This window comes from Pseudomonas iranensis (genome assembly GCF_014268585.2).
Lineage (GTDB): Bacteria > Pseudomonadota > Gammaproteobacteria > Pseudomonadales > Pseudomonadaceae > Aquipseudomonas > Aquipseudomonas iranensis.
Map to the genome: position 1 here is coordinate 1486131 of NZ_CP077092.1, position 21666 is coordinate 1507796.

Consider the following 21666-nt stretch of genomic DNA (forward strand, 5'->3'; position numbering starts at 1 on the left):
ACACTGTCTGTCTGCTTTTTTATTTATTGGATTCACTGGAGAGTCAGCATGATCAAGTCGCGCGCCGCCGTTGCCTTCGAGGCCAAGAAGCCGCTGGAAATCGTAGAAGTCGATGTCGCCATGCCCAAGGCTGGTGAAGTGTTGCTGCGCGTTGTCGCTTCCGGGGTGTGCCACACCGATGCCTACACCTTGTCCGGCGCAGACCCGGAAGGCATCTTCCCGTCGATCCTCGGCCACGAAGGTGGCGCCATCGTTGAAGCGATCGGCGAGGGCGTGACCTCGGTTGCCGTCGGCGACCACGTCATCCCGCTGTACACCCCGGAATGCGGCCAGTGCAAATTCTGCAAGTCGGGCAAGACTAACCTCTGCCAGGCGATTCGCGCCACCCAAGGCAAGGGCCTGATGCCGGACGGCACTTCGCGCTTTTCCTACAAGGGCGAAACGATTTTCCACTACATGGGCACATCGACGTTTTCGGAATACACCGTGCTCCCGGAAATCTCCGTGGCCAAGATCTCCAAAGACGCGCCGCTGGAAAAGGTCTGCCTGCTCGGTTGCGGCGTGACCACCGGTATCGGCGCCGTGCTCAATACCGCCAAGGTCAAACCGGGTGACACCGTGGCCATCTTCGGTCTCGGTGGTATCGGCTTGTCGGCGGTGATCGGCGCGGTGAAAGCCAAGGCTGCGCGCATCATTGCGATCGACATCAACCCGGCCAAGTTCGAAATCGCCAAACAACTCGGTGCCACCGATTGCGTGAACCCGAAAGACTTTGATCGTCCGATTCAGGAAGTAATCGTCGACATGACCGATGGTGGCGTCGACTTCTCCTTCGAGTGCATCGGCAATGTGCAATTGATGCGCGCCGCGCTTGAGTGCTGCCACAAAGGCTGGGGCGAGTCGGTCATCATCGGTGTCGCCGGTGCCGGTCAGGAAATCGCTACCCGTCCGTTCCAGTTGGTTACCGGTCGCGTCTGGCGCGGTTCGGCGTTCGGCGGCGTGCGTGGCCGTACTGAATTGCCGAGTTACGTCGACATGGCCCAGAGCGGCGAGATCCCCCTGGATACCTTCATCACCCACACCATGGGCCTGGAAGATATCAACAAGGCGTTCGACCTGATGCACGAAGGCAAGAGCATCCGCACCGTCATTCATTTCTAAGGAGCAGCGGCAAGCTACAAGCCACAAGCTGCAAGCAGGCGCAACGCCCTCTTGCAGCTTGAAGCTCGCAGCTTGCGGCTGAAGTGCTATGAATCTGGAAAACATTTCCTGTCAGAAGAGTTTCGGTGGCTGGCACAAGCGTTATCGCCATCGCTCCGAAGTGCTTGATTGCGACATGGTCTTCGCCGTGTACCTGCCGCCGCAAGCGGAGCAGGGCGGCAAGCTGCCAGTGCTGTACTGGTTGTCCGGGCTGACCTGCACCGATGAGAATTTCATGCAAAAGGCCGGTGCGATGCGCATGGCCGCCGAGCTTGGTTTGATTATCGTCGCCCCGGATACCAGCCCACGTGGCCCGGATGTCCCGGACGATGCCGAAAAAGCTTGGGATTTCGGTCTCGGCGCCGGGTTTTATCTGAACGCCACGCAGGAACCGTGGGCGCGGCACTATCAGATGCATGACTATGTCGTGCAGGAATTGCCTGCATTGGTTGAAGCGCATTTCCCAGCGTCCGACAAGCGCAGCATCAGCGGTCACTCCATGGGCGGCCACGGTGCTTTGGTCTGTGCCTTGCGCAATCCTGGGCGGTATAAATCGGTCTCGGCCTTTTCGCCGATTACCCATCCGATCGATTGCCCGTGGGGTGAGAAGGCCTTTTCCAACTATTTGGGCGAAGACCGTTCGAAGTGGAAGGAGTGGGACGCCTGTGTGCTGATCGCCGAGGCGACGGAGAAGTTGCCGTTGTTGGTCGATCAAGGTGATCGTGACGATTTCCTCGCCACCCAACTGAAACCCGAAGCCTTGCAACACGCGGCAAAACAAGCGGGGCATCCGCTGGAGCTGCGCCTGCAACCGGGCTACGACCACAGCTATTTCTTCATCTCAAGCTTCATTGACGACCACTTGCAGCATCACGCACGCGCTCTGCGCGGTTAATGCAGGTAGAATCACGCCCTGACAAAAATCGGGGCGTTTTTTTTATGCGTATTGGCCACGGCTACGATGTGCACCGTTTCGCTGAAGGCGATTTCATTACTCTGGGCGGCGTGCGGATTGCACACAGCTTCGGGCTGCTCGCTCATTCCGACGGTGACGTCCTGCTGCACGCCTTGAGCGATGCCTTGCTCGGCGCGGCGGCGCTGGGTGATATCGGTAAACACTTCCCGGACACCGATCCGCAATTCAAGGGCGCCGACAGCCGTGTGCTGTTGCGTCATGTGGTCAGTCTGATCCACGCCAAGGGCTGGAAGGTCGGCAACGTCGACAACACCATCGTTGCCCAGGCGCCAAAAATGGCGCCGCATATCGAATCGATGCGCGCGCTGATCGCGGCGGATCTTCAAGTTGAGTTGGATCAAGTGAACGTCAAAGCTACCACCACCGAAAAGCTTGGCTTTGTCGGTCGCGAAGAAGGTATCGCCGTGCACTCCGTTGCCTTGTTGCTGCGCGCATGAATGAACTGCAATTGCTCGGCCCACGGGCCTATGGCGAACCCCTCGGCACAGCGGTACTGAAAGCCATCGCCGAAGATTTTCAGGTCGATGAAGTGCTGGATATCCCGTTCAGCGGTGACGGCGAACATTTGTGGATCTGGGTGGAAAAGCGCGGCCTCAATACCGAAGAAGCGGCGCGGCGGATCGCCAAAGCGGCGGGCGTGCCGTTGCGTACCGTCAGCTATGCCGGCCTCAAGGACCGTCAGGCCTTGACCCGACAGTGGTTCAGCGTGCAACTGCCGGGCAAGGCCGATCCGGATCTGTCGGCAGCGGAGAACGACACGCTGAAGATCCTCAAGACCACGCGCCACAAGCGCAAGCTGCAACGCGGTGCGCATTCGGCCAACGGTTTCACGTTGCGCCTGACGCAATTCAATGGCGACAAAGACGCGCTTGAACAGCGCCTGCAACTGATCGCCAAACAAGGTATTCCCAATTATTTCGGCGCCCAGCGCTTCGGCCATGACGGCGGCAACGTTATCGATGCGCGGGCGTGGGCGGCGCGCAAGGCTTTGCCGGAACAGCGCAATGTGCGTTCGCGGTTGCTGTCGACGGCGCGCAGCTTTCTGTTCAACCAGGTGCTGGCGGCGCGCGTCGCCGATGGCACCTGGAACACGGCGCTGGTTGGCGATCTGCTGGCCTTCACCGACAGCCGCAGTTTTTTCCCGGCCGGTGAAGCCGAATGCAGCGACCCGCGTCTGGCAATTCTCGACCTGCACCCGACCGGTCCGCAGTGGGGCGAAGGTGACTCGCCGGCTGCCGGTGCTGTCCATGAACTGGAGCAGGCGATCGCCGCCCGCGAAGCGGATCTGCGCGACTGGTTGATCCACGCCGGCATGAGCCATGAACGTCGCATCCTGCGGCTGCCCATTGGCGGGTTGACGTGGCATTATCCCCAACCTGACATTCTGCAACTGGAATTCGTCCTCCCGGCCGGATGCTTTGCCACCGTATTGGTGCGCGAGCTCGTTGATCTGGTGCCGGTGGGGCAGACGGACAGCCCATGCGTATTCTGATTTCTAACGACGATGGGGTAACTGCACCCGGTCTCGCCGCGCTTTATGCTGCGCTGGCGGATTACACCGAATGCGTGGTTATCGCCCCGGAGCAGGACAAAAGCGGCGCCAGCAGTTCGCTGACGCTCGACCGTCCGCTGCACCCGCAATACCTGGCCAACGGCTTTATCAGCCTCAACGGCACACCGACCGATTGCATTCACCTGGGCCTCAACGGCTTGCTTGAGCGCGAGGCGGACATGGTGGTTTCCGGCATCAACCTGGGCGCCAACCTCGGTGACGACGTGCTGTATTCCGGAACCGTGGCGGCAGCCCTTGAAGGACGATTTCTCGAGCGCCCATCGTTTGCCTTTTCACTGGTCTCGCGTCAGGTGGATAACCTGCCGACTGCGGCCTACTTTGCGCGCAAACTGGTCGAGGCCCACGCCGGGCTCGATCTGCCACCGCGCACGGTACTCAACGTGAACATTCCCAATCTGCCTATCGATCACATCCGTGGCATTCAGTTGACCCGTCTCGGCCATCGCGCCCGCGCGGCGGCGCCGATGAAAGTGGTCGATCCGCGCGGCAAGGCCGGTTACTGGATCGCCGCTGCCGGCGACGCTGAAGACGGCGGCCCGGGCACCGATTTTCATGCCGTGATGCAGGGTTATGTGTCCATCACACCGTTGCAGCTCGATCGTACCTTCAATGATGCCTTCAGAAGTCTGGATGGCTGGCTGGGGGGGCTGAGCTGATGCGTGAACATGACGACCGCCTGCGCAGCGGCATTGGCATGACCTCCCAGCGTACGCGCGAGCGACTGATCCAGCGGCTGTATGAAGAAGGCGTGTCGAACGCCAAAGTCCTGGAAGTGATCCGCCGCACACCGCGTCACCTGTTTGTCGACGAGGCGCTGGCGCATCGCGCTTATGAAGACACCGCGCTGCCGATCGGCAACAACCAGACCATCTCCCAGCCTTACATGGTGGCGCGCATGAGCGAGCTGCTGCTGGAGGCCGGCCCGCTGGATAAAGTGTTGGAGATCGGCACCGGTTCCGGCTACCAGACGGCGGTGTTGTCGCAACTGGTTGAACGGGTGTTTTCGGTCGAGCGCATCAAGGTGTTGCAGGATCGCGCCAAGGAGCGTCTGGTCGAGCTGAACCTGCGCAACGTGGTGTTTCGCTGGGGCGATGGCTGGGAAGGCTGGCCGGCGCTGGCGCCATACAACGGCATCATCGTCACCGCCGTTGCCACCGATGTACCGCAGGCTTTGCTCGATCAACTGGCTCCCGGTGGACGCATGGTGATTCCCGTCGGCTCCGGTGAAGTGCAACAGCTGATGCTGATCGTGCGCGAAGAACATGGCTTTTCCCGACACGTTCTGGGCGCTGTGCGTTTCGTGCCTTTGCTCAACGGTCCACTGGCCTGAGCATTTGTAAACAGGCGCTGAATTCCTTTCAACGGCGCCGGTCTTACACGGCAGCCAGAGTTTAAACGCAGCGTACTTGCCCCTGGCAAACGTGTGCGCACGGTGATTTCGCTTCATTAAAGGTAAAGCCGTTTCGGCCCGTTATACTTGCGACACCTCATGCCGCAACGCGGCATTCAGAATTTTCAGCCACCACAAAGGGAGCGGCGGGTGAGTCTCACAGTCATTGCGCAGCGTATGGGTAACACGAGCTTTCAGCGCCTGGTGACTGGCCTTGTCTTGAGCACCTTGCTGGTCGGTTGCTCCAGCACCAAATCGAGCAACGTACGGGTTGTCGATCGCAATAATTCGGTCGCACAACGTCCGACCGTTACTACCGGGCAATATGTAGTCCGCCCCGGCGATACCCTGTTTTCGATCGCCTTTCGTTACGGCTGGGACTACAAAACCCTCGCCGCCCGGAACAATATTCCTACGCCGTATACGATCCATCCGGGTCAGACAATTCGCTTCGACGGGCGCAGCGGTTCAACGCCGACAGCCGTGGTGAGCAACTCCAGTTCTTCACCTTCTTCGTCGAGTAAAACCACGGTAATCCGGCGCCAGGCGAATGGCACCACAACCACTACAACCACCGGTTCCAAAGGGGTTGTACCGTCCGTCGCGAGCAAACCTGCACCCGCTCCACTGCCTCCGGCAGGCCCGGCCCCGACCGGCTGGGGATGGCCATCTAATGGCGTTCTGATTGGAAAATTCTCTTCAAACGGTAGTTTGAATAAAGGAATTGATATCGCCGGAGATTTGGGACAGCCTGTTTTAGCTGCGTCTGATGGGACGGTCGTATACGCCGGGAGTGGCTTAAGGGGCTACGGCGAATTGGTCATCATCAAACACAGCGAAACCTACGTCAGTGCTTACGGTCACAACCGCAGGCTGTTGGTTCGGGAGGGGCAGCAGGTCAAGGTCGGACAGACAATTGCCGAAATGGGGTCAACGGGTACAGACCGGGTGAAACTGCATTTTGAGATTCGCCGCCAAGGTAAACCTGTAGATCCGCTGCAGTTCCTGCCAAGACGTTGATTTGTAGGCCAGCCTGTTCCGTCGCGTAGAGGGGACAGGCTCCAGCGTTGCCAAGGATAAAGGCGTCGCTTGAGCTTGGGGTCGAACTCACCAAAGGACTATAACAATGGCTCTCAGTAAAGAAGTGCCGGAGTTTGACATCGACGATGAGGTTCTCCTTATGGAGACCGGCATCGATTCGGATTCGATGTTGAATGATGAAGGGGCTGCTCCACCTTCCGTTCGTTCCAAATCCAGACACTCCGCCACACTCAAACAACATAAATACATCGACTACACTCGGGCACTTGATGCCACGCAGCTGTATCTCAACGAAATCGGCTTTTCCCCTCTGCTCTCCCCGGAAGAAGAAGTTCATTTTGCGCGCTTGTCGCAAAGTGGCGATCCGGCCGGGCGCAAGCGCATGATCGAAAGTAACCTGCGGCTGGTCGTCAAGATCGCCCGGCGTTACGTCAATCGGGGGCTGTCGCTGCTGGATCTGATCGAAGAGGGCAACCTCGGCCTGATCCGCGCGGTGGAAAAGTTCGATCCCGAGCGCGGCTTCCGCTTCTCGACCTACGCCACTTGGTGGATCCGTCAGACCATCGAACGCGCGATCATGAATCAGACGCGGACCATCCGGTTGCCGATTCATGTGGTCAAGGAGCTCAACGTATACCTGCGGGCTGCACGTGAGCTGACGCAAAAACTCGATCACGAACCTTCACCCGAAGAAATCGCCAACCTGCTGGAAAAACCGGTGGGCGAGGTCAAGCGCATGCTCGGCCTCAACGAAAGGGTTTCTTCGGTCGACGTCTCGCTGGGTCCGGATTCGGATAAAACCCTGCTGGACACACTCACTGATGATCGTCCGACCGATCCGTGCGAACTGCTGCAGGACGATGACCTGTCGCAGAGCATCGATCAATGGCTGTCGGAGCTGACCGACAAGCAGCGCGAGGTGGTGATTCGCCGCTTCGGACTGCGCGGTCACGAAAGCAGCACGCTGGAAGATGTCGGCCTGGAGATCGGTCTGACCCGCGAGCGGGTACGGCAGATCCAGGTGGAAGGCCTCAAGCGCCTTCGCGAGATCCTGGAGAAGAATGGCCTGTCGAGCGAGTCGCTGTTCCAATAAGCGCCTGATCGTCCGCCCGCAAAAAGCCCCGGCTGATTCAATCAGTCGGGGCTTTTTGTTTATGCCTGTCTCGTGCATCGCGTTTGTCGAGCGATGTGCCAGACGAGCGGTCAGCATTTTCTGAGTTTGTAGTCTCGCGCTGTAAGCCTTTGCTTACTGTGTCGTAAGTGTTCGTTATTTATACACTTCGGCAGAAGGCGATTGCGATCGCTGCTAAACGGTAAATTACTGATTTATTGAAATATTTATAAATTGTTATGTCTTTATGTCAGCGCAGACTTGCGCCTGAGCCTGATTGCTCCGCTGCGGAAACTCTCTAATATCAGGGCTGTGTCGACGGACAGACACGCCCTTCACGGAAGAGGGGAACGGACATCGCAGGAGGCGATTCATCAGGACGATGAAAAGGACTACAGGGAATAGGGAAAAAATGTGGGCGGGTCATACCGCCCCTTTTTTCGTCTGCAGAAAAGCAGAACCTGCAAAAGCAAAAAGGCCCACAAGGGGCCTTTTAGTCGAGCGGGGGGATAGATCAGCGTTCGAGTTGTTCGATCTTGTTCGGCTTGCCATCCCACTCTTCAGCATCAGGCAGCGATTCTTTCTTTTCGGTGATGTTCGGCCAGATATCCGCCAGCTCGGCATTGAGCTCGATGAAGTTTTCCATGCCGCTTGGGATCTCGTCTTCCGAGAAGATCGCCACAGCCGGGCATTCTGGTTCACACAGCGCGCAGTCGATGCACTCGTCCGGGTGAATCACCAGGAAGTTCGGGCCTTCGTAAAAGCAGTCCACCGGACAGACTTCTACGCAGTCGGTGTACTTGCACTTGATGCAGTTGTCGGTGACGACGAAGGTCATTTCTAATTTTCTCCTCAGGCGGCGGCAGCGTTGCCCCTTCACGGTTGGGGTCGCCAGGTTCGGGAGCGATACCTGCTGACCAGGCTATGAGCCAGCAGCATCCCGAACCGCGCGAGATTCTAACAGCTTGAAGCGAATTGCGTTATATCCGCTTCTTCAGTGCTTATATCCGGTTCTTCAGTGCATAGAGCATTTCCAGCGCACGACGCGGAGTCATGTCGTCGAGGTCCACTTTCGCCAATTCGTCCAGCACTGGATGCGGCAGCGAGGCGAACATATCGCTTTGCTGCGGTGTCGACGGCTTGCCCTTGGCCGCCGGTTTCGGCGCCTCGTGGGGCAGGGCAGTGTCTTCCAGGCGACTCAGATGCTCGCGCGCGCGCAAGATCACTTCGCTCGGCACACCCGCCAGTTGTGCGACTGCCAAGCCATAGCTCTGACTGGCAGGCCCAGGCAGAACGTGGTGAAGGAACACGATGCGTTCATTGTGCTCGGTGGCATTGAGATGCACGTTAGCGACAAGAGGTTCGGCTTCCGGCAGCACGGTCAGTTCAAAATAGTGCGTAGCAAACAGGGTGTAGGCGCGCAAATGGGCCAAGCGCTCGGCCGCTGCCCATGCCAGCGACAGACCGTCAAAGGTGCTGGTACCGCGCCCGACTTCGTCCATCAGCACCAGACTGCGCTCGGTGGCGTTATGCAGGATGTTGGCGGTTTCGCTCATCTCGACCATGAAGGTCGAGCGACCGCCGGCCAGATCATCGCTCGAGCCGATACGGGTGAAGATGCGGTCGACCAGCGACAACTCGCAACTGGCGGCCGGTACGAAACTGCCGATATGCGCCAGCAACACGATCAAAGCGGTCTGGCGCATGTAGGTGGATTTACCGCCCATGTTCGGGCCGGTGATCACCAGCATGCGCGTGTTGTCATCGAGGCTCAGATCGTTGGCCACGAACGGCGTGGTCAGCACTTGCTCGACCACCGGGTGACGACCCTGGGTGATGCGCATGCACGGCTCGCTGACGAAACGCGGGCAGTTAAGATCGAGGTTCAAGGCACGCTCGGCGAGGTTGCTCAGCACATCCAGCTCGGCCAAGGCGCCGGCGGTGTCCTGCAACGGCGGCAACTGGCTGATCAAGTCTTCGAGCAGCGCTTCATAAAGCATCTTTTCCCGAGCCAGCGCGCGACTCTTGGCCGACAGCGCCTTGTCTTCGAATTCTTTCAGCTCGGGCGTGATGAAACGCTCGGCGCCTTTGAGCGTCTGCCGGCGGATGTAGTCGGCCGGCGCCGATTCGGCCTGCTTGCTCGGCAATTCAATGAAGTAGCCGTGGATACGGTTGTAGCCGACTTTCAGATTGGCCAGACCCGTACGAGCCTTCTCCCGAGCTTCGAGATCGATGAGGAACTGGCCGGCGTTTTCGCTCAGCGATTGCAGTTCATCGAGTTCGCTGTCGTAACCGGTTTTCAGCACGCCGCCGTCACGGATCACCGCAGGCGGGTTATCGATGATGGCTTTGGCCAGCAGCGCCGCCAGTTCTGGATAGGTGCTGGTGGTGGCCGCCAGATGCTGCAGGTGCGGCGCTTCCAGATCGGTCATCGCCACTTGCAGTTCGGGCAGCGCGCCGAGAGCGTCACGCAGACGCGCAAGGTCACGTGGTCGGGCATTGCGCAGACCGATTCGCGCGAGGATCCGCTCGATGTCGCCGATTTCCTTGAGCTGCGGTTGCAGCTTTTCGAAGCGGTAGCCGTCGAGCAGGCAGCGGATCGAGGTCTGACGCGCCAGCAACACGGTGAGATCGCGCAACGGTCGGTTCAACCAGCGAGTCAGCAAGCGACTGCCCATGGCGGTCTGGCAGCGATCGACCACCGATTGCAGGGTGTTGTCGCGGCCACCGGCCAGGTTGGTGTCGAGTTCCAGATTGCGCCGGCTGGCGCCGTCGAGCACCACGGTGTCATCGAGACGTTCGTGACGCAGGCTGCGCAAGTGGGGGAGGGCGGTGCGCTGGGTTTCCTTGGCGTAGGCCAGCAGGCAGCCGGCAGCGCCGATGGCCAGGGTCAGGTTTTCGCAGCCGAAGCCTTTCAGGTCTTGGGTGGAAAACTGCTGGCAGAGACTTTTCAGCGCAGAGTCACGCTCAAAGTCCCACGGCGCACGACGACGTACGCCACGGCGTTTTTCCGCCGGCAGGTCTTTTGGCCAGTCATCTGGAATCAACAGTTCCACCGGGTTGACCCGCTCCAGTTCCGCCAGCAGGTTTTCCCAGCCTTTGATCTCAAGTACGGTGAAGTTGCCGCTGGTGATGTCCAGCACGGCCAGACCGAACAGACGCTCGTCGCCCAATACCGCTGCAATCAGGTTATCGCGGCGCTCATCCAGCAGCGCTTCGTCACTGACCGTCCCCGGCGTGATGATCCGTACGACTTGACGCTCCACCGGGCCTTTGCTGGTGGCCGGGTCGCCGACCTGCTCGCAGATCACCACCGACTCGCCGAGCTTGACCAGTTTCGCCAGGTACCCTTCCGCCGCGTGGTAAGGAATCCCACACATCGGAATCGCCTGTCCCGCCGACTGCCCGCGCGCGGTCAGGGTGATGTCCAGCAACTTGGCGGCTTTCTTCGCATCTTCGTAGAAGATTTCGTAGAAATCGCCCATGCGATAGAACATCAGCTGGTCCGGATGCTGGTTCTTCAGGCGCCAGTATTGCTGCATCATCGGAGTGTGGGAGGACAGGTCGGAGACGGCTTTATTCATCGGATTGTCGGGCAACTCGTTAAAAGATGTAGGGCAAAGCGCGCGCAATGGCCGGGCTTTTCCGCGATGGGCGCAAGGTTACCATGGGCAGTCAGCCCGACGCAGGCACTGCGGTCGGGTGAGCGTTTACTTGCAATGAAAAGTTGATCTATGCACGATTTATGCAAATCAGCATTTGTCTTCGCGAAAAACTTCAAGCACTATGCGCGTTATGCAAAAACGCAACGTTTCCTCCGTCTTAAGAGCACTGCTCGACCAGCACGGGATCTCCCCCACGGAGCTCCACCGTCGCACCGGCGTGCCTCAATCAACGCTCTCGCGGATTCTCAGCGGGAAGATTGTCGATCCTTCGGATAAACACATCTCGAAGATCGCCGAGTATTTCAACGTCAGCACCGATCAGTTGCGCGGGCGCGCGGACGTCGCGCCAACGACCGGCGGCACTCGCGCTGACGTGCATGCGGAACTCAAGGACATAAGCCTGTGGGACGACGACACGCCCGTCGATGACGACGAGGTGTCGGTGCCCTTTCTACGCGAGGTTGAATTGGCTGCTGGATCAGGAAGATTCGTCATCGAAGAGAGCGAGCGCTCTAGCCTGCGCTTCGGCAAGCGCAGCCTGCGCCACAACGGCGTGCAATTCGACCAGGCCAAATGCGTGACGGTGCGCGGCAACAGCATGTTGCCGGTTCTGCGTGATGGCGCCACCGTCGGCGTCAACGCCGGCAAGTGCGGCATCGGCGACATCATTGATGGCGATCTGTATGCGATCAATCACAACGGCCAGCTGCGCGTGAAACAACTCTATCGCCTGCCCACCGGCATCCGTCTGCGCAGCTTCAATCGCGACGAGCATCCGGACGAGGACTATAGCTTCCAGGAAATCCAGGAAGAGCAGATTGTCATCCTCGGTCACGTCTTCTGGTGGGGCATGTACGCCCGCTAACTCTCGTTCATCCAACTGAAACCTGCCCCTCCAGACTGTGTGAAAACCTAGCAATCTGCGCAGCGCTCAAAGAAAATGCTCCGTATCGAAAGATACGGAGCATTTTTCGTTATGGCCTACATCCAGGGACAGTCCCGCAGCCAGACCAGCCTGTTTCCGGTCTCGCTGGAAGAGTTGATCCCCGAGGATCACCTCGTTCGCGTTATCGATCTTTACGGCGCCAAGCTGGATCTGGCTCGACTGGGCTTTGATAAAGCACTTCCCAAAAGCACCGGCCGTCCCTCTTACGATCCAGCGGATCAGCTCAAACTCTACCTCTACGGCTATTTCCAGCGGATTCGCTCATCACGACGGCTCGAAGCCGAGTGCCAGCGCAACGTCGAAGTGATGTGGCTGATCAATCGACTCAAGCCTGATTTCAAGACCATCGCCGATTTCCGTAAAGACAACAAAGCCGCTTTCATCGCGACGTGCCGGGCCTTCGTGCAGTTTTGCCGCTCAGCGGGGCTGATAACCGGCGAGTTGGTGGCCATTGATGGCAGCAAATTTCAGGCGGTCGCCTCTTCACGGCGTCATATGAATTTGAAGCGGCTCCAACATCAAGAGCAGAAGCTGGAGAAGCGCATCGCCCACTATTTGGCAGAGCTGGACGAGGCAGATAAAACCGAAGCCGGCGAGAAGATTGACCGCAATGCAATCAAGGCGACTTTGGCGCAACTTAAAGTCAGGCATTCCAATAACTTGACGTGCCAGGCGCTGATGAAATCCATGGAGCTTGAGCAATTCAATACCCACGAAAGCGATGCGCGAATGCTGCGAACGCACAAAGGGCCTCGGGTCGGGTACAACGTGCAGACAGCCGTGGACGCTGAAAACTGCATGATCGTGCATCATGAAGTGACTCAGGACAGCGATGATCGCAAGCAACTTGAACCGATGGCCAAGGCCGCCAAGGAACAACTTTCACAAGATGAACTGACGGTCACCGCGGATGCGGGCTACTCCAATGGCAAGCAGTTCCAGGCATGTGAGGATGAGAACATCACGGCTTATGTGCCTGTGGCGCGATCACTCAACTCCTGCGGCAAGGAGCAGATATTTTTCGATCGAACAGCATTTGCCTACGATGCGTCGCAAGATCGATATCAATGCCCTGCCGGAAAATGGCTGATCTTTAAGCAGATCAGCAACAAAGGCCGGATCTACCAAGCGAAGGTCAGCGACTGCGCAAGCTGCCCGATTAAAGCGAAGTGCACCGACGCCAAACGCCGATACATCTCGCGCCATCTGCACGAACAGGCTTTCGAGCGAATGGAGCAGCGAATGCAGGCACATCCCGAAATGATGGTCAGTCGACGATCCATCGTCGAACATCCCTTCGGCAACCTTAAACAGTGGTTATTTGGTAACGCTCGCTTCTTGCTGCGACAGCTTGAAGGCGCGAGAGCTGAAATGGCCTTGGCGGTGAACGCCTACAACCTGAAAAGAGCAATTAACGTGTTGGGCGTGCGCCAGATGATGGCGCTGATGGGCTGAAACGCCTTTTTTCGTTTGCTGTGAGCACAAAAGCAAACGCCCCGAACAAGTCGGGGCGTTTGCTGGAACCACCATCAGTGCGTTTTCACACAGTCTGCCTCGGCAGGTTTTTTTTCGCCTGCACAAATCTCCCCACCCCTTGGCCCGCTTGGGTTTCATGCATGCGCGCAAATTTAATGCATAAATAAATGCATTCACGCATTGACTGTATATGCATCCATGCATATTCTTGCCACCAAGCCGCTCGACAAAGCGGCTGGCAAGACAAGCTCTTTAGTTCCACAAGAACAGGCAGCGATGAACCGGCCTCAACGGTTCAGAGGGTTGGCAACTGACCCGGGTGTGCAGCGTAAAGCACCAGAAGCAGTTATCCGGCGGGCAGGGACCGCGGTCGGAAAAACAATCTGAATGGACTCGTACCGCGCCAGTAGCGCCGAAAAGTCAGCTTCCTTCTCGAACACAGGATTTGAAGGAAGGCGAAGGAGCGCATTACTGAAAAGCCCGGTGTGCAAGCGCCGGGCTTTTTGGAATGCCTGCCTCAAGAGAAATCGTTTGAATCCAACCCATCACTCATCAATCACCCACGGAGGCGTGACATGACAAACGAGCAACAAGCGTTGGCGGACATGCCGATCTGGCTGGTCATCCTCCTCGCCGTCGTCGGCGGGGTGTCCGGCGAAATGTGGCGCGCCGACAAGGAGGGCGCACGCGGCTGGTCGCTGGTGCGGCGTCTGGCTCTGCGTTCCGGTGCCTGCATGATCTGCGGCGTGTCGGCGATCATGCTGCTGTATGCCGCCGGCATGTCGATCTGGGCCGCTGGTGCGTTTGGCTGCCTGACCGCCATGGCCGGCGCCGACGTCGCCATCGGCCTTTACGAGCGCTGGGCAGCCAAGCGCATTGGCGTCTGTGAAGTGCCGCCGCGCGACCAGCCTTAACCCTTCACGCATAGCCCTATGGGAGCGAGCTTGCTCGCGAATGCAAGCTGATATTCGAAAAATTCATCGACTGAAGCACCGCTTTCGCGAGCAGGCTCGCTCCCACAGGGACTGCGGCGTCCTCTGTAATTCCCCTTATTCCGGAACACCCCCATGAAGATCACCCCGATCCTCACGCAACTGCGTGGGCAATGCCCTGGGCTTGCCAATCATATTTCGGTGGGCCTCGATCTGGCGTTGCTGCAAGGCAACCCGGATCTGCCAACACCTTCGGCCCACGTGCTGCCAATCGCCGATCTGGCCAGCAACAGCACCACACAAAACCTCACCACCCAACCAATCCGCGACCGCTTTGAAATCGTCCTGGCCCTTGACGCGACCGACGCGACAAAAGCGCTGGATCTGTTGCACGACCTGCGCGCCGAACTGTGGCGCGCGCTGGTGGGGTTCAAGCCCGATGCCGACTACAGCGCCATCGCCTACGACGGCGGCGAGATGGTCTCGATCAACAGCAGCCGCGCCTTCTATCGGCTGCGCTTTTATGCCGAGTTCCAGCTCGGCCGCAATCTGCCAAGTCAGCCTGCGGAGAGTTGGCACGAGCGCGAACTGGACGCTTTGTCGTCCTTTACCGGGATGACGGTGCGGGTCGATGCGATCGATCCGGCCGACCCCAACCTGCACCGCCCGGGCCCGGATGGCCGGGTGGAAATGACTTTCTCTGGAGACGTAACCCCATGAGCAACCGCATCACCGTAGTGCCGGCCGCTGGCCGTGTCGTACCTGACCCGGAGGCGGGCGACCTGTTGCCGGCTGCAGGCCGTGACGTGCTGGACAGCGCCTGGTGGCGCCGGCGTCTGGCCGACGGCGATATCACACTCAAAACCGCAAAAGCGGCTAAACCACAGGGAGCCAAATAATGGCGATCGGATTCAGCAACATCCCGGCGGACATTCGTGTGCCGCTGTTCTATGCCGAAATGGACAACTCGGCGGCCAATAGCGCGACCTCGGCCATGCGCCGTTTGATCGTCGCGCAGGTCAACGACAATATTGCCCCGACTGAAGTCGGCAAGCTGGTGCTGGTTTCCAGCGTGGCGCTGGCGAAAAGCATCGGCGGCCAGGGCTCAATGCTCGCCTCGATGTACGAAACCTTCCGCAAGGCCGACCCGATCGGCGAGATCTGGTGCCTGCCGCTGCACAACACTGAAGGCGCTATCGCCAAAGGTGTGTTGACCCTGACCGGCACCGCAACTCAGGCGGGCATGCTCAACCTGTATGTCGGCGGCGTGCGTGTGCAAGCCACCGTGGTCAACGGCGCCACCGCCGCTCAAGCGGCCACTGCACTGGCGCAGAAAATCAACGCCACTGCCGACCTGCCGGTCAGCGCTGCCGCTGCTGAAGGTATTGTCACCCTGAACGCCAAATGGACCGGCGACAGCGGCAACGACATCAGCCTGCAATTCAATCGCCTGGGCAAGAGCAACGGCGAAGAAACTCCGGCCGGTCTGACCAGCGCAATCACCGCCATGACCGGCGGCGCCGGCGTGCCGGATCAGATCGCCGCCGTCGCGGCACTGGGCGATGAGCCGTTCGAATTCATCGCGCTGCCGTGGTCCGATCTGGCCACCCTCAACACTTGGCAAGCGGTCATGGATGACAGCACCGGGCGCTGGTCGTGGGCCAAGCAACTGTTCGGTCACGTCTACAGCGCCAAGCGCGGCACCGTTGGCACTTTGGTCGCTGCCGGCCAGGCGCGCAACGATCAGCACATGACCATCCAGGCGCTGGAACCGGGCGTGCCGCAACCGTTCTGGGTACAGGCCGCGGCACTGGCTGCGCGCACGGCGGTGTTCATCTCTGCCGACGCCAGCCGCCCGACGCAAAGCGGCAGTCTGCCGGGCGTTGACCCGGCGCCGGCCAGCGAGCGCTTCACCCTGACCGAGCGTCAGTCGCTGCTCAACTACGGCATCGCCACCGCGTACTACGAAGGCGGTTACGTGCGCATCCAGCGCTCGATCACCACCTACCAGAAGAACGCCTACGGTCAGGCCGACAACTCCTATCTGGACAGCGAAACCATGCACCAGTCGGCGTTCATCGTGCGTCGTCTGCAAAGCGTGATCACCAGCAAATATGGCCGCCACAAACTGGCCTCCGACGGCACCCGTTTCGGCGCCGGTCAGCCGATCGTTACCCCGGCGACCATTCGCGGCGAGCTGATCGCGCAGTACGCCAAGCTTGAGCTGGAAGGCCATGTGGAGAACGCCGAACTGTTCGCCGAACACCTGATCGTCGAGCGCGACGTGCAGGACCCGAGCCGCGTGAACGTGCTGTTCCCGCCGGATTACATCAACGGCCTGCGCGTGTTCGCACTGCTCAACCAGTTCCGTCTGCAGTACGACGACGCGGCCTGATCCGCGCAGTCGGCGTTAAGCATTCAGCCCACCTCGCGTGGGCTTTTTATTTGAAGGGAGAAACACCATGGGTCAACTGATTGCAGGCACCTGCTACGTCAAGGTCGACGGCGCACAACTGACCATCAATGGCGGCTGCGAAGCCCCGCTGATGGCCGTCAAACGTGAAACCGTCGTGCCCGGTTTCTACAAGGAAACCGACATCGCACCGTCGTTCAAAGTGACCGCGCTGCACACCGCCGACTTCCCGCTGAAGAAGCTGATCGAAGGCACCGATATCACCGTCACCTGCGAGTTCAGCAACGGCAAAGTCTACGTGCTGGCCGGCGCCTATCTGGTCGAGGAGCCAGTTTCCAAGGGCGACGACGCCACCATCGAACTGAAATTCGAAGGCATCAAGGGGACCTGGCAATGAGCGGCGCCGTGAAGCTTCAGGTAGCGATCGAAGCCCACGGCGAGCCACTGACCGAACTCGTTCTGCGCCGTCCGACGGTGCAGGAAGTGCGAGCGATCAAGGCGCTGCCGTACAAGATCGACAAGAGCGAAGAAGTCAGCCTCGACATGGACGTGGCGGCCAAATACATCGCCGTGTGCGCCGGCATCCCGCCGTCGTCGGTCAACCAGTTGGATCTGGCTGACCTCAACGCGCTGAGCTGGGCCGTTGCGAGTTTTTTCATGAGTGCGGCGTCGGCGCCATCACCGACCTGATCGCAGTCGCCTATGACCTGGCCTGGTTCTGGAAGGTTGACCCCGAACAGATGATGGCCAGGCCACTGGATGTGCTCCGCGAATCGCTGGAGCACGCGCAACGGATCAATGCGATGCAGCAGGTGCAGTGATGGCAGACGAAGAGAAGAAAACCCCGAAACCGGTGCTGATCACCGGCATCGATGAACTTTCGCCCAAACTGGGCGCCCTGCGCATGAAGGTTGAGAGTTTTAAAAACAATCTCGAGCAGACCGGCCTCGGCAAACTGGACATCAGTGGTCTGTTCAACGGCGGCAGCGTGATCACGCCGTTTGTAGACGGCATCAAATCGGCCGCAGCGTTCCAGGGAAAATTGAGCGAAGTCAGCGACACGGCGAAAACCGTCGATCTGCCCGCCGCGCCGACTGCTGCCACGCAGAACATGAACGTGTTCAGTGCGTCGATGCAGAAGGTTTCGGCGGCGGTGGACGCCGCGCTGGTGCCGGCGGTGGGGGCCTTGGTGGTCGGGCTGGAACCGATGCTGACGCAGGTTGGCAGCCTGCTCGCCGACAACCCGAAACTGGTCGAAGGCCTGGCGGCGGGGGCGATTGCCTTCTCCGCCATGCAAACCGCGGTCACCGGTATGACTCAGGTGATGGACCTCATGAGCATGGTGCTCAAGACCAACCCGATCATGCTGATCGCCATGGGCATTGCCGTGGCTGCCGGATTGATCGTGGCCAACTGGACACCGATCAGCGCGTTTTTCACAGGGATGTGGGAAGGCGTGAAAAACGCCGGGGCGAGTGCGATGGCGACGTTGCGCTCGGTACTTGACTGGCGACCGCTGGCGGCACTGGCGGTGTTGTGGGAACCGGTCACGGGATTTTTCTCCGGAGTCTGGGACAAGGTGATGGCCGTGACGGCGCCAGTGATCGACTTCTTCAAGTCGGTTTTCGCGTGGTCGCCTGCGGGGATGATCATTGAAAACTGGGGGCCGCTGACCGGCCTGTTCTCGGCGATCTGGGAATTGCTCGAGGCCTTGAGTGTGCCGGTGATGGCGTTTCTCAGAAACCTGTTCGATTTCTCGCCGATGCAGATGATTACCGATGCCTGGGGTGGTGTCGTGACGTTCTTCGAACCGATGTTCACGACGCTGCAATCGGCCGTACAAAGCACCCGGGATATCCTGCGGACACTGTTCGATTTTTTCCCGTTGGAAATGCTCACCAGCGCCTGGGGTGGAGTTGTCGGGTTCTTCGAACCGATCTGGATGGCGCTGCAAACGTCTGTGCAGCGAGTCAGGGGCTTTTTCACCAGCCTGTTCGAGTGGTCACCGCTGGAGCAGATTGCCCAGTATTGGCAGCCGATCGGTGAGGTCTTTTCGGCGCTCTGGGGCGTTGTGTTGGCGCTGTCCGCGCCGGTCGTGGACTTTCTGCACAGCCTGTTCGAATGGAAACCGCTGGATCAGATCATCGAGAGTTGGGGGCCGATCACTGAGTGGTTCGGCGACTTGTGGCAAAAGCTGCAAACCGTCATTGCGCCGATCAAGGAGTTGTTCGACGGTGGCTTCGCCGGACTGATCGCCAAGGTCACCGGCAAAGTTGAAACTCTCACTGAAGCACAACGCCAGACCAATGCCGAAGGTAAAGGCGAACTGGCACCGGCGTTCTTCGCTGCCAGTCCGGCGCCTGCTGGCAACGGCGCACTGCAAAGCGGTTCGTTGCCACAAACCTCCAGCGCGCTGATCCAGCAAAGCGCCGCCAACAACCGCACGCAACTCGAAGGCGGCCTGACCGTGCGCTTCGAAAATGCGCCGGCAGGCCTGCGCACCGAACAACCGCAAACCAATCAACCGGGCCTGGCCGTGTCTTCACGCATCGGCTATCGCTCACTGTCGATGGGAGGTTCCCAATGAACTGGCGTGACCGTTTATTGCCGGCATCCTTTCGCGGTGTCGGTTTCTGGATCGACCAGGCGAAAACCCCGGTCGGGCGCAAAGGGCAGTTGCATGAATACCCGCAACGCGACCTGCCGTATTTCGAGGACCTCGGCCAGCAGGCCAAGACCCACGATCTGACCGCGTTCATCATCGGCCCCGATTGCCTGGAGCAGCGCGACAAGCTGCTCAAGGCGCTGGAGCAGGGCCGTGGCGAGCTGGTGCATCCGTGGCTTGGACGCCTGCAAGTCAAGGTCGGCGAATGCGACATGACCCACACCCGCCAGGACGGTGGGCTGGTGACGTTTGCATTGAAGTTCTATCCCGACCAACCCCTGCCGTTTCCGACAGCCACGGTCAGCACGCAGAAAGTGCTGCTGGCCAAAGCCGACGGTCTGCTGGGTTCAGCGGTGGCGCGTTTCGAACAGGCGATGACTTTGATCAAGGCTGCGCGGATCGGCATCACCAACCTGCGCAACAGCCTCACCGGGGTTTACGAGGTGATCAAGGAGCAACTGAAACCTTTGATCGAGCAGTACCGCCAGATCACTGAGCTGGTCAAGGCCGTGAAGGAGCTGCCCAAGGAAGTGGCGGCGGAATTCAAGGGTTTGCTCGGCGATATCAAGGAGCTGAAAGCGTTCGCCAAGGAAGGCTACCGTGGCGTGATAGCCGACGTGTCGCAGCAACTCGAAGCGATTCGCAAGGCTGATGCGCCAAAGATCACCACGGGCAGAGACACCAATGCCGCAGCGCAGGCGATGGCCGATCTGGTGCAGGACACGATGCTGGTCAAAGTGGCGCAGTGGGTGGCGTCGATGCCGGTGGCGACCACGCCGGTGAAGCTGGCGTCGACGCCGTCGGTGGCTCAACAGTCGACGTCGCCGGTCAGCCGTCAGGAAGTCCCTGTCAGCGATGACATGCAAGCGCTGCGCGCGGCTGTGACTGCCGCCATTGATCCAATGCTGGCAAAAGCCGGACCTGCCCACTTCCAAGCCATCAACGATGTAAAGGAAGCGCTGGTGGCTCATCTCAAAGCGGTGGCGTCCTCCGGCGTGCGGCAAGTCAGCAAATCGTTTCAGGAAAGCTTTCCGGCAGTGGTCGTGGCCTACAAGCAGTTCGGCGACGCCACGCGAGTCGAAGAAGTGACTCAGCGTAACGCGATTACCCATCCCGGTTTCTCGCCCAACGATGTGAAAGTCTCGCGGGAGTGATGCCATGAACGAGATGGACAATCACGTCACGCTGACGGTCAACAATATGGAATACGGCGGCTGGAAAAGCGTCGAAATCACCGCTGATCTGGAGCGCCAGTTCCGCACCTTCAAGCTCGACATTACCTGGCAATGGCCGGGGCAGGCGGTGAGCAAACCGATTAAACCCGGTGACCCCTGTGAAGTGAAAATCGGCAAGGACCTGGTGCTCACCGGTTACGTGTTCAAAGCACCGATCCGCTATGACGGGCGGCAGATCAGCCTGACCATCGAAGGCAGTTCCAAGACCCAGGATCTGGTCGATTGCGCCGCTCGCAACCTGCCCAGCCAATGGCAGCAACAACCCTTGCTGACTATCGTCCGCGATCTGGCGAGCGAATATGGGCTGTCAGTGGTCAACGAAATCAGCGAAACCACACGCCTGACCAAACACACCATCGTGCCGGGTGAAACGGCATTCCAGTCGATCGACCGATTGCTGTCGCTGCTGCGGGTGTTTTCCACCGACAACGAGCTGGGCCAGTTGGTGCTGGCCAAACCCGGCAGCGGCGGACGCGCCAGCGATGCGCTGGAGCTGGGCAAGAACATCCTGTCGGCCAGTGCGCCAATGGATTTCAGCCAGGTGTTCTCCGAGTACCGGGTGATCGGCCAGCAAAAAGGCTCGGATGCGAAGAGCGGCGCGGCGGTCAGCGAAGTCGAGTCGACCGCGGCCGACCTGAGTTTCAAACGGCGGCGCACCACGGTGATCAATGAAGGCACGCAACTGACCTTTGAGTTAGCGCAGCAGCGTGCTCTATGGGAAAGCGCGACTCGCATGGGCCGCGCGCAGACCACCACCTATAAGGTGCAGGGCTGGCGGCAGAGCAATGGCGATTTGTGGCGCCATAACACGCTGGTCAAGGTCAAGGATCCGGTGCTCGATTTCGATGGTGACATGCTGATTTCCAAGGTCACTTATTCGCTGTCGGCGCAGGGATCGGTGACCACATTGCAAGTGGCGCCGCCGCATACCTTTGATGCCAATCCGACTCCCCCGAAAGAAACCTGAGCCTGACCCCGAACCCTGTGGGAGCGAGCCTGCTCGCGAAAGCGTCGCCAGCCTCAACATCACAGCGCCTGACCCG

General features: G+C 59.5%; 21 protein-coding genes. 19 read left to right on the forward strand and 2 right to left on the reverse strand.

Annotated features, from left to right (window positions below):
- Positions 1–48: 48 nt before the first annotated feature.
- The 8 genes from HU724_RS06465 (at position 49) to rpoS (ending at position 7273) form a co-directional block, all read left to right on the forward strand.
- Positions 49–1161: an S-(hydroxymethyl)glutathione dehydrogenase/class III alcohol dehydrogenase gene (locus HU724_RS06465; RefSeq protein WP_007908835.1), complete on the forward strand. Its 1113-nt coding sequence runs from the start codon at positions 49–51 to the stop codon at positions 1159–1161.
- Positions 1162–1249: 88 nt separating this feature from the next.
- Positions 1250–2095: an S-formylglutathione hydrolase gene (fghA, locus tag HU724_RS06470; RefSeq protein ID WP_186569549.1), complete on the forward strand. Its 846-nt coding sequence runs from the start codon at positions 1250–1252 to the stop codon at positions 2093–2095.
- A gap of 44 nt (positions 2096–2139) precedes the next feature.
- The gene (gene ispF / locus HU724_RS06475) at positions 2140–2613 is read left to right on the forward strand and encodes a 2-C-methyl-D-erythritol 2,4-cyclodiphosphate synthase (protein ID WP_125925197.1); all 474 of its coding nucleotides are present in this window, start codon (positions 2140–2142) and stop codon (positions 2611–2613) included.
- Complete coding sequence (gene truD / locus HU724_RS06480) at positions 2610–3668, forward strand: tRNA pseudouridine(13) synthase TruD (protein WP_186569550.1); 1059 nt, start codon at positions 2610–2612, stop codon at positions 3666–3668. The genes ispF and truD overlap by 4 nt, the downstream gene beginning before the upstream one ends.
- Complete coding sequence (gene surE, locus HU724_RS06485) at positions 3656–4405, forward strand: 5'/3'-nucleotidase SurE (protein ID WP_024011837.1); 750 nt, start codon at positions 3656–3658, stop codon at positions 4403–4405. The genes truD and surE overlap by 13 nt, the downstream gene beginning before the upstream one ends.
- 38 nt (positions 4406–4443) lie before the next feature.
- Positions 4444–5079 (forward strand): protein-L-isoaspartate(D-aspartate) O-methyltransferase, encoded by a 636-nt coding sequence (locus HU724_RS06490; protein WP_160768345.1) that lies wholly within the window; start codon positions 4444–4446, stop codon positions 5077–5079.
- A gap of 210 nt (positions 5080–5289) precedes the next feature.
- Positions 5290–6159 (forward strand): peptidoglycan DD-metalloendopeptidase family protein, encoded by an 870-nt coding sequence (locus tag HU724_RS06495; RefSeq protein WP_016771452.1) that lies wholly within the window; start codon positions 5290–5292, stop codon positions 6157–6159.
- A 106-nt stretch (positions 6160–6265) separates the two neighbouring features.
- Positions 6266–7273 carry an RNA polymerase sigma factor RpoS gene (gene rpoS, locus HU724_RS06500; RefSeq protein ID WP_016771451.1) on the forward strand — a complete coding sequence of 336 codons (1008 nt, stop codon included), beginning with the start codon at positions 6266–6268 and terminating at the stop codon, positions 7271–7273.
- 532 nt (positions 7274–7805) lie between these two features.
- On the opposite strand, the gene fdxA is transcribed toward rpoS, so the two are convergent.
- Together fdxA and mutS are read right to left on the reverse strand one after the other, a co-directional pair.
- Entirely contained in the window at positions 7806–8129 is a 324-nt protein-coding gene (fdxA, locus tag HU724_RS06505; RefSeq protein ID WP_041478114.1) for a ferredoxin FdxA, read from the reverse strand.
- A 163-nt stretch (positions 8130–8292) separates the two neighbouring features.
- Positions 8293–10875, reverse strand: coding sequence for a DNA mismatch repair protein MutS (gene mutS, locus HU724_RS06510; protein WP_041478113.1), 2583 nt, complete (start codon positions 10873–10875; stop codon positions 8293–8295).
- A 202-nt stretch (positions 10876–11077) separates the two neighbouring features.
- On the opposite strand from mutS, the gene HU724_RS06515 reads away from it, so the two are divergent.
- From HU724_RS06515 to HU724_RS06565, 11 genes are all read left to right on the forward strand, one after another.
- Positions 11078–11821 (forward strand): LexA family transcriptional regulator, encoded by a 744-nt coding sequence (locus HU724_RS06515; RefSeq protein WP_110600122.1) that lies wholly within the window; start codon positions 11078–11080, stop codon positions 11819–11821.
- A gap of 111 nt (positions 11822–11932) precedes the next feature.
- Entirely contained in the window at positions 11933–13357 is a 1425-nt protein-coding gene (locus HU724_RS06520) for an IS1182 family transposase (protein WP_217847183.1), read from the forward strand.
- A gap of 596 nt (positions 13358–13953) precedes the next feature.
- The gene (locus tag HU724_RS06525; protein WP_024011844.1) at positions 13954–14292 is read left to right on the forward strand and encodes a phage holin family protein; all 339 of its coding nucleotides are present in this window, start codon (positions 13954–13956) and stop codon (positions 14290–14292) included.
- Positions 14293–14445: 153 nt separating this feature from the next.
- On the forward strand, positions 14446–15030 hold the full coding sequence (locus HU724_RS06530) for a phage tail terminator protein (RefSeq protein WP_186569841.1): 585 nt from the start codon (positions 14446–14448) through the stop codon (positions 15028–15030).
- Positions 15027–15209 (forward strand): DUF2635 domain-containing protein, encoded by a 183-nt coding sequence (locus tag HU724_RS06535; protein ID WP_016771429.1) that lies wholly within the window; start codon positions 15027–15029, stop codon positions 15207–15209. The genes HU724_RS06530 and HU724_RS06535 overlap by 4 nt, the downstream gene beginning before the upstream one ends.
- Positions 15209–16705, forward strand: coding sequence for a phage tail sheath subtilisin-like domain-containing protein (locus HU724_RS06540; RefSeq protein WP_130909728.1), 1497 nt, complete (start codon positions 15209–15211; stop codon positions 16703–16705). The genes HU724_RS06535 and HU724_RS06540 overlap by 1 nt, the downstream gene beginning before the upstream one ends.
- A gap of 67 nt (positions 16706–16772) precedes the next feature.
- The gene (locus tag HU724_RS06545; protein ID WP_007908779.1) at positions 16773–17120 is read left to right on the forward strand and encodes a phage tail tube protein; all 348 of its coding nucleotides are present in this window, start codon (positions 16773–16775) and stop codon (positions 17118–17120) included.
- Positions 17117–17413 (forward strand): phage tail assembly protein, encoded by a 297-nt coding sequence (locus HU724_RS06550; protein WP_007908778.1) that lies wholly within the window; start codon positions 17117–17119, stop codon positions 17411–17413. Before HU724_RS06545 ends, HU724_RS06550 begins: the two co-directional genes overlap by 4 nt.
- 130 nt (positions 17414–17543) lie before the next feature.
- Positions 17544–19310, forward strand: a complete 1767-nt coding sequence (locus tag HU724_RS06555) for a phage tail family protein (RefSeq protein ID WP_186569840.1) — start codon at positions 17544–17546, stop codon at positions 19308–19310.
- Entirely contained in the window at positions 19307–20542 is a 1236-nt protein-coding gene (locus tag HU724_RS06560; protein ID WP_186569839.1) for a DNA circularization protein, read from the forward strand. Before HU724_RS06555 ends, HU724_RS06560 begins: the two co-directional genes overlap by 4 nt.
- A gap of 4 nt (positions 20543–20546) precedes the next feature.
- Positions 20547–21590: a phage baseplate assembly protein gene (locus HU724_RS06565; protein ID WP_186569838.1), complete on the forward strand. Its 1044-nt coding sequence runs from the start codon at positions 20547–20549 to the stop codon at positions 21588–21590.
- The last annotated feature ends 76 nt before the right edge of the window (positions 21591–21666 follow it).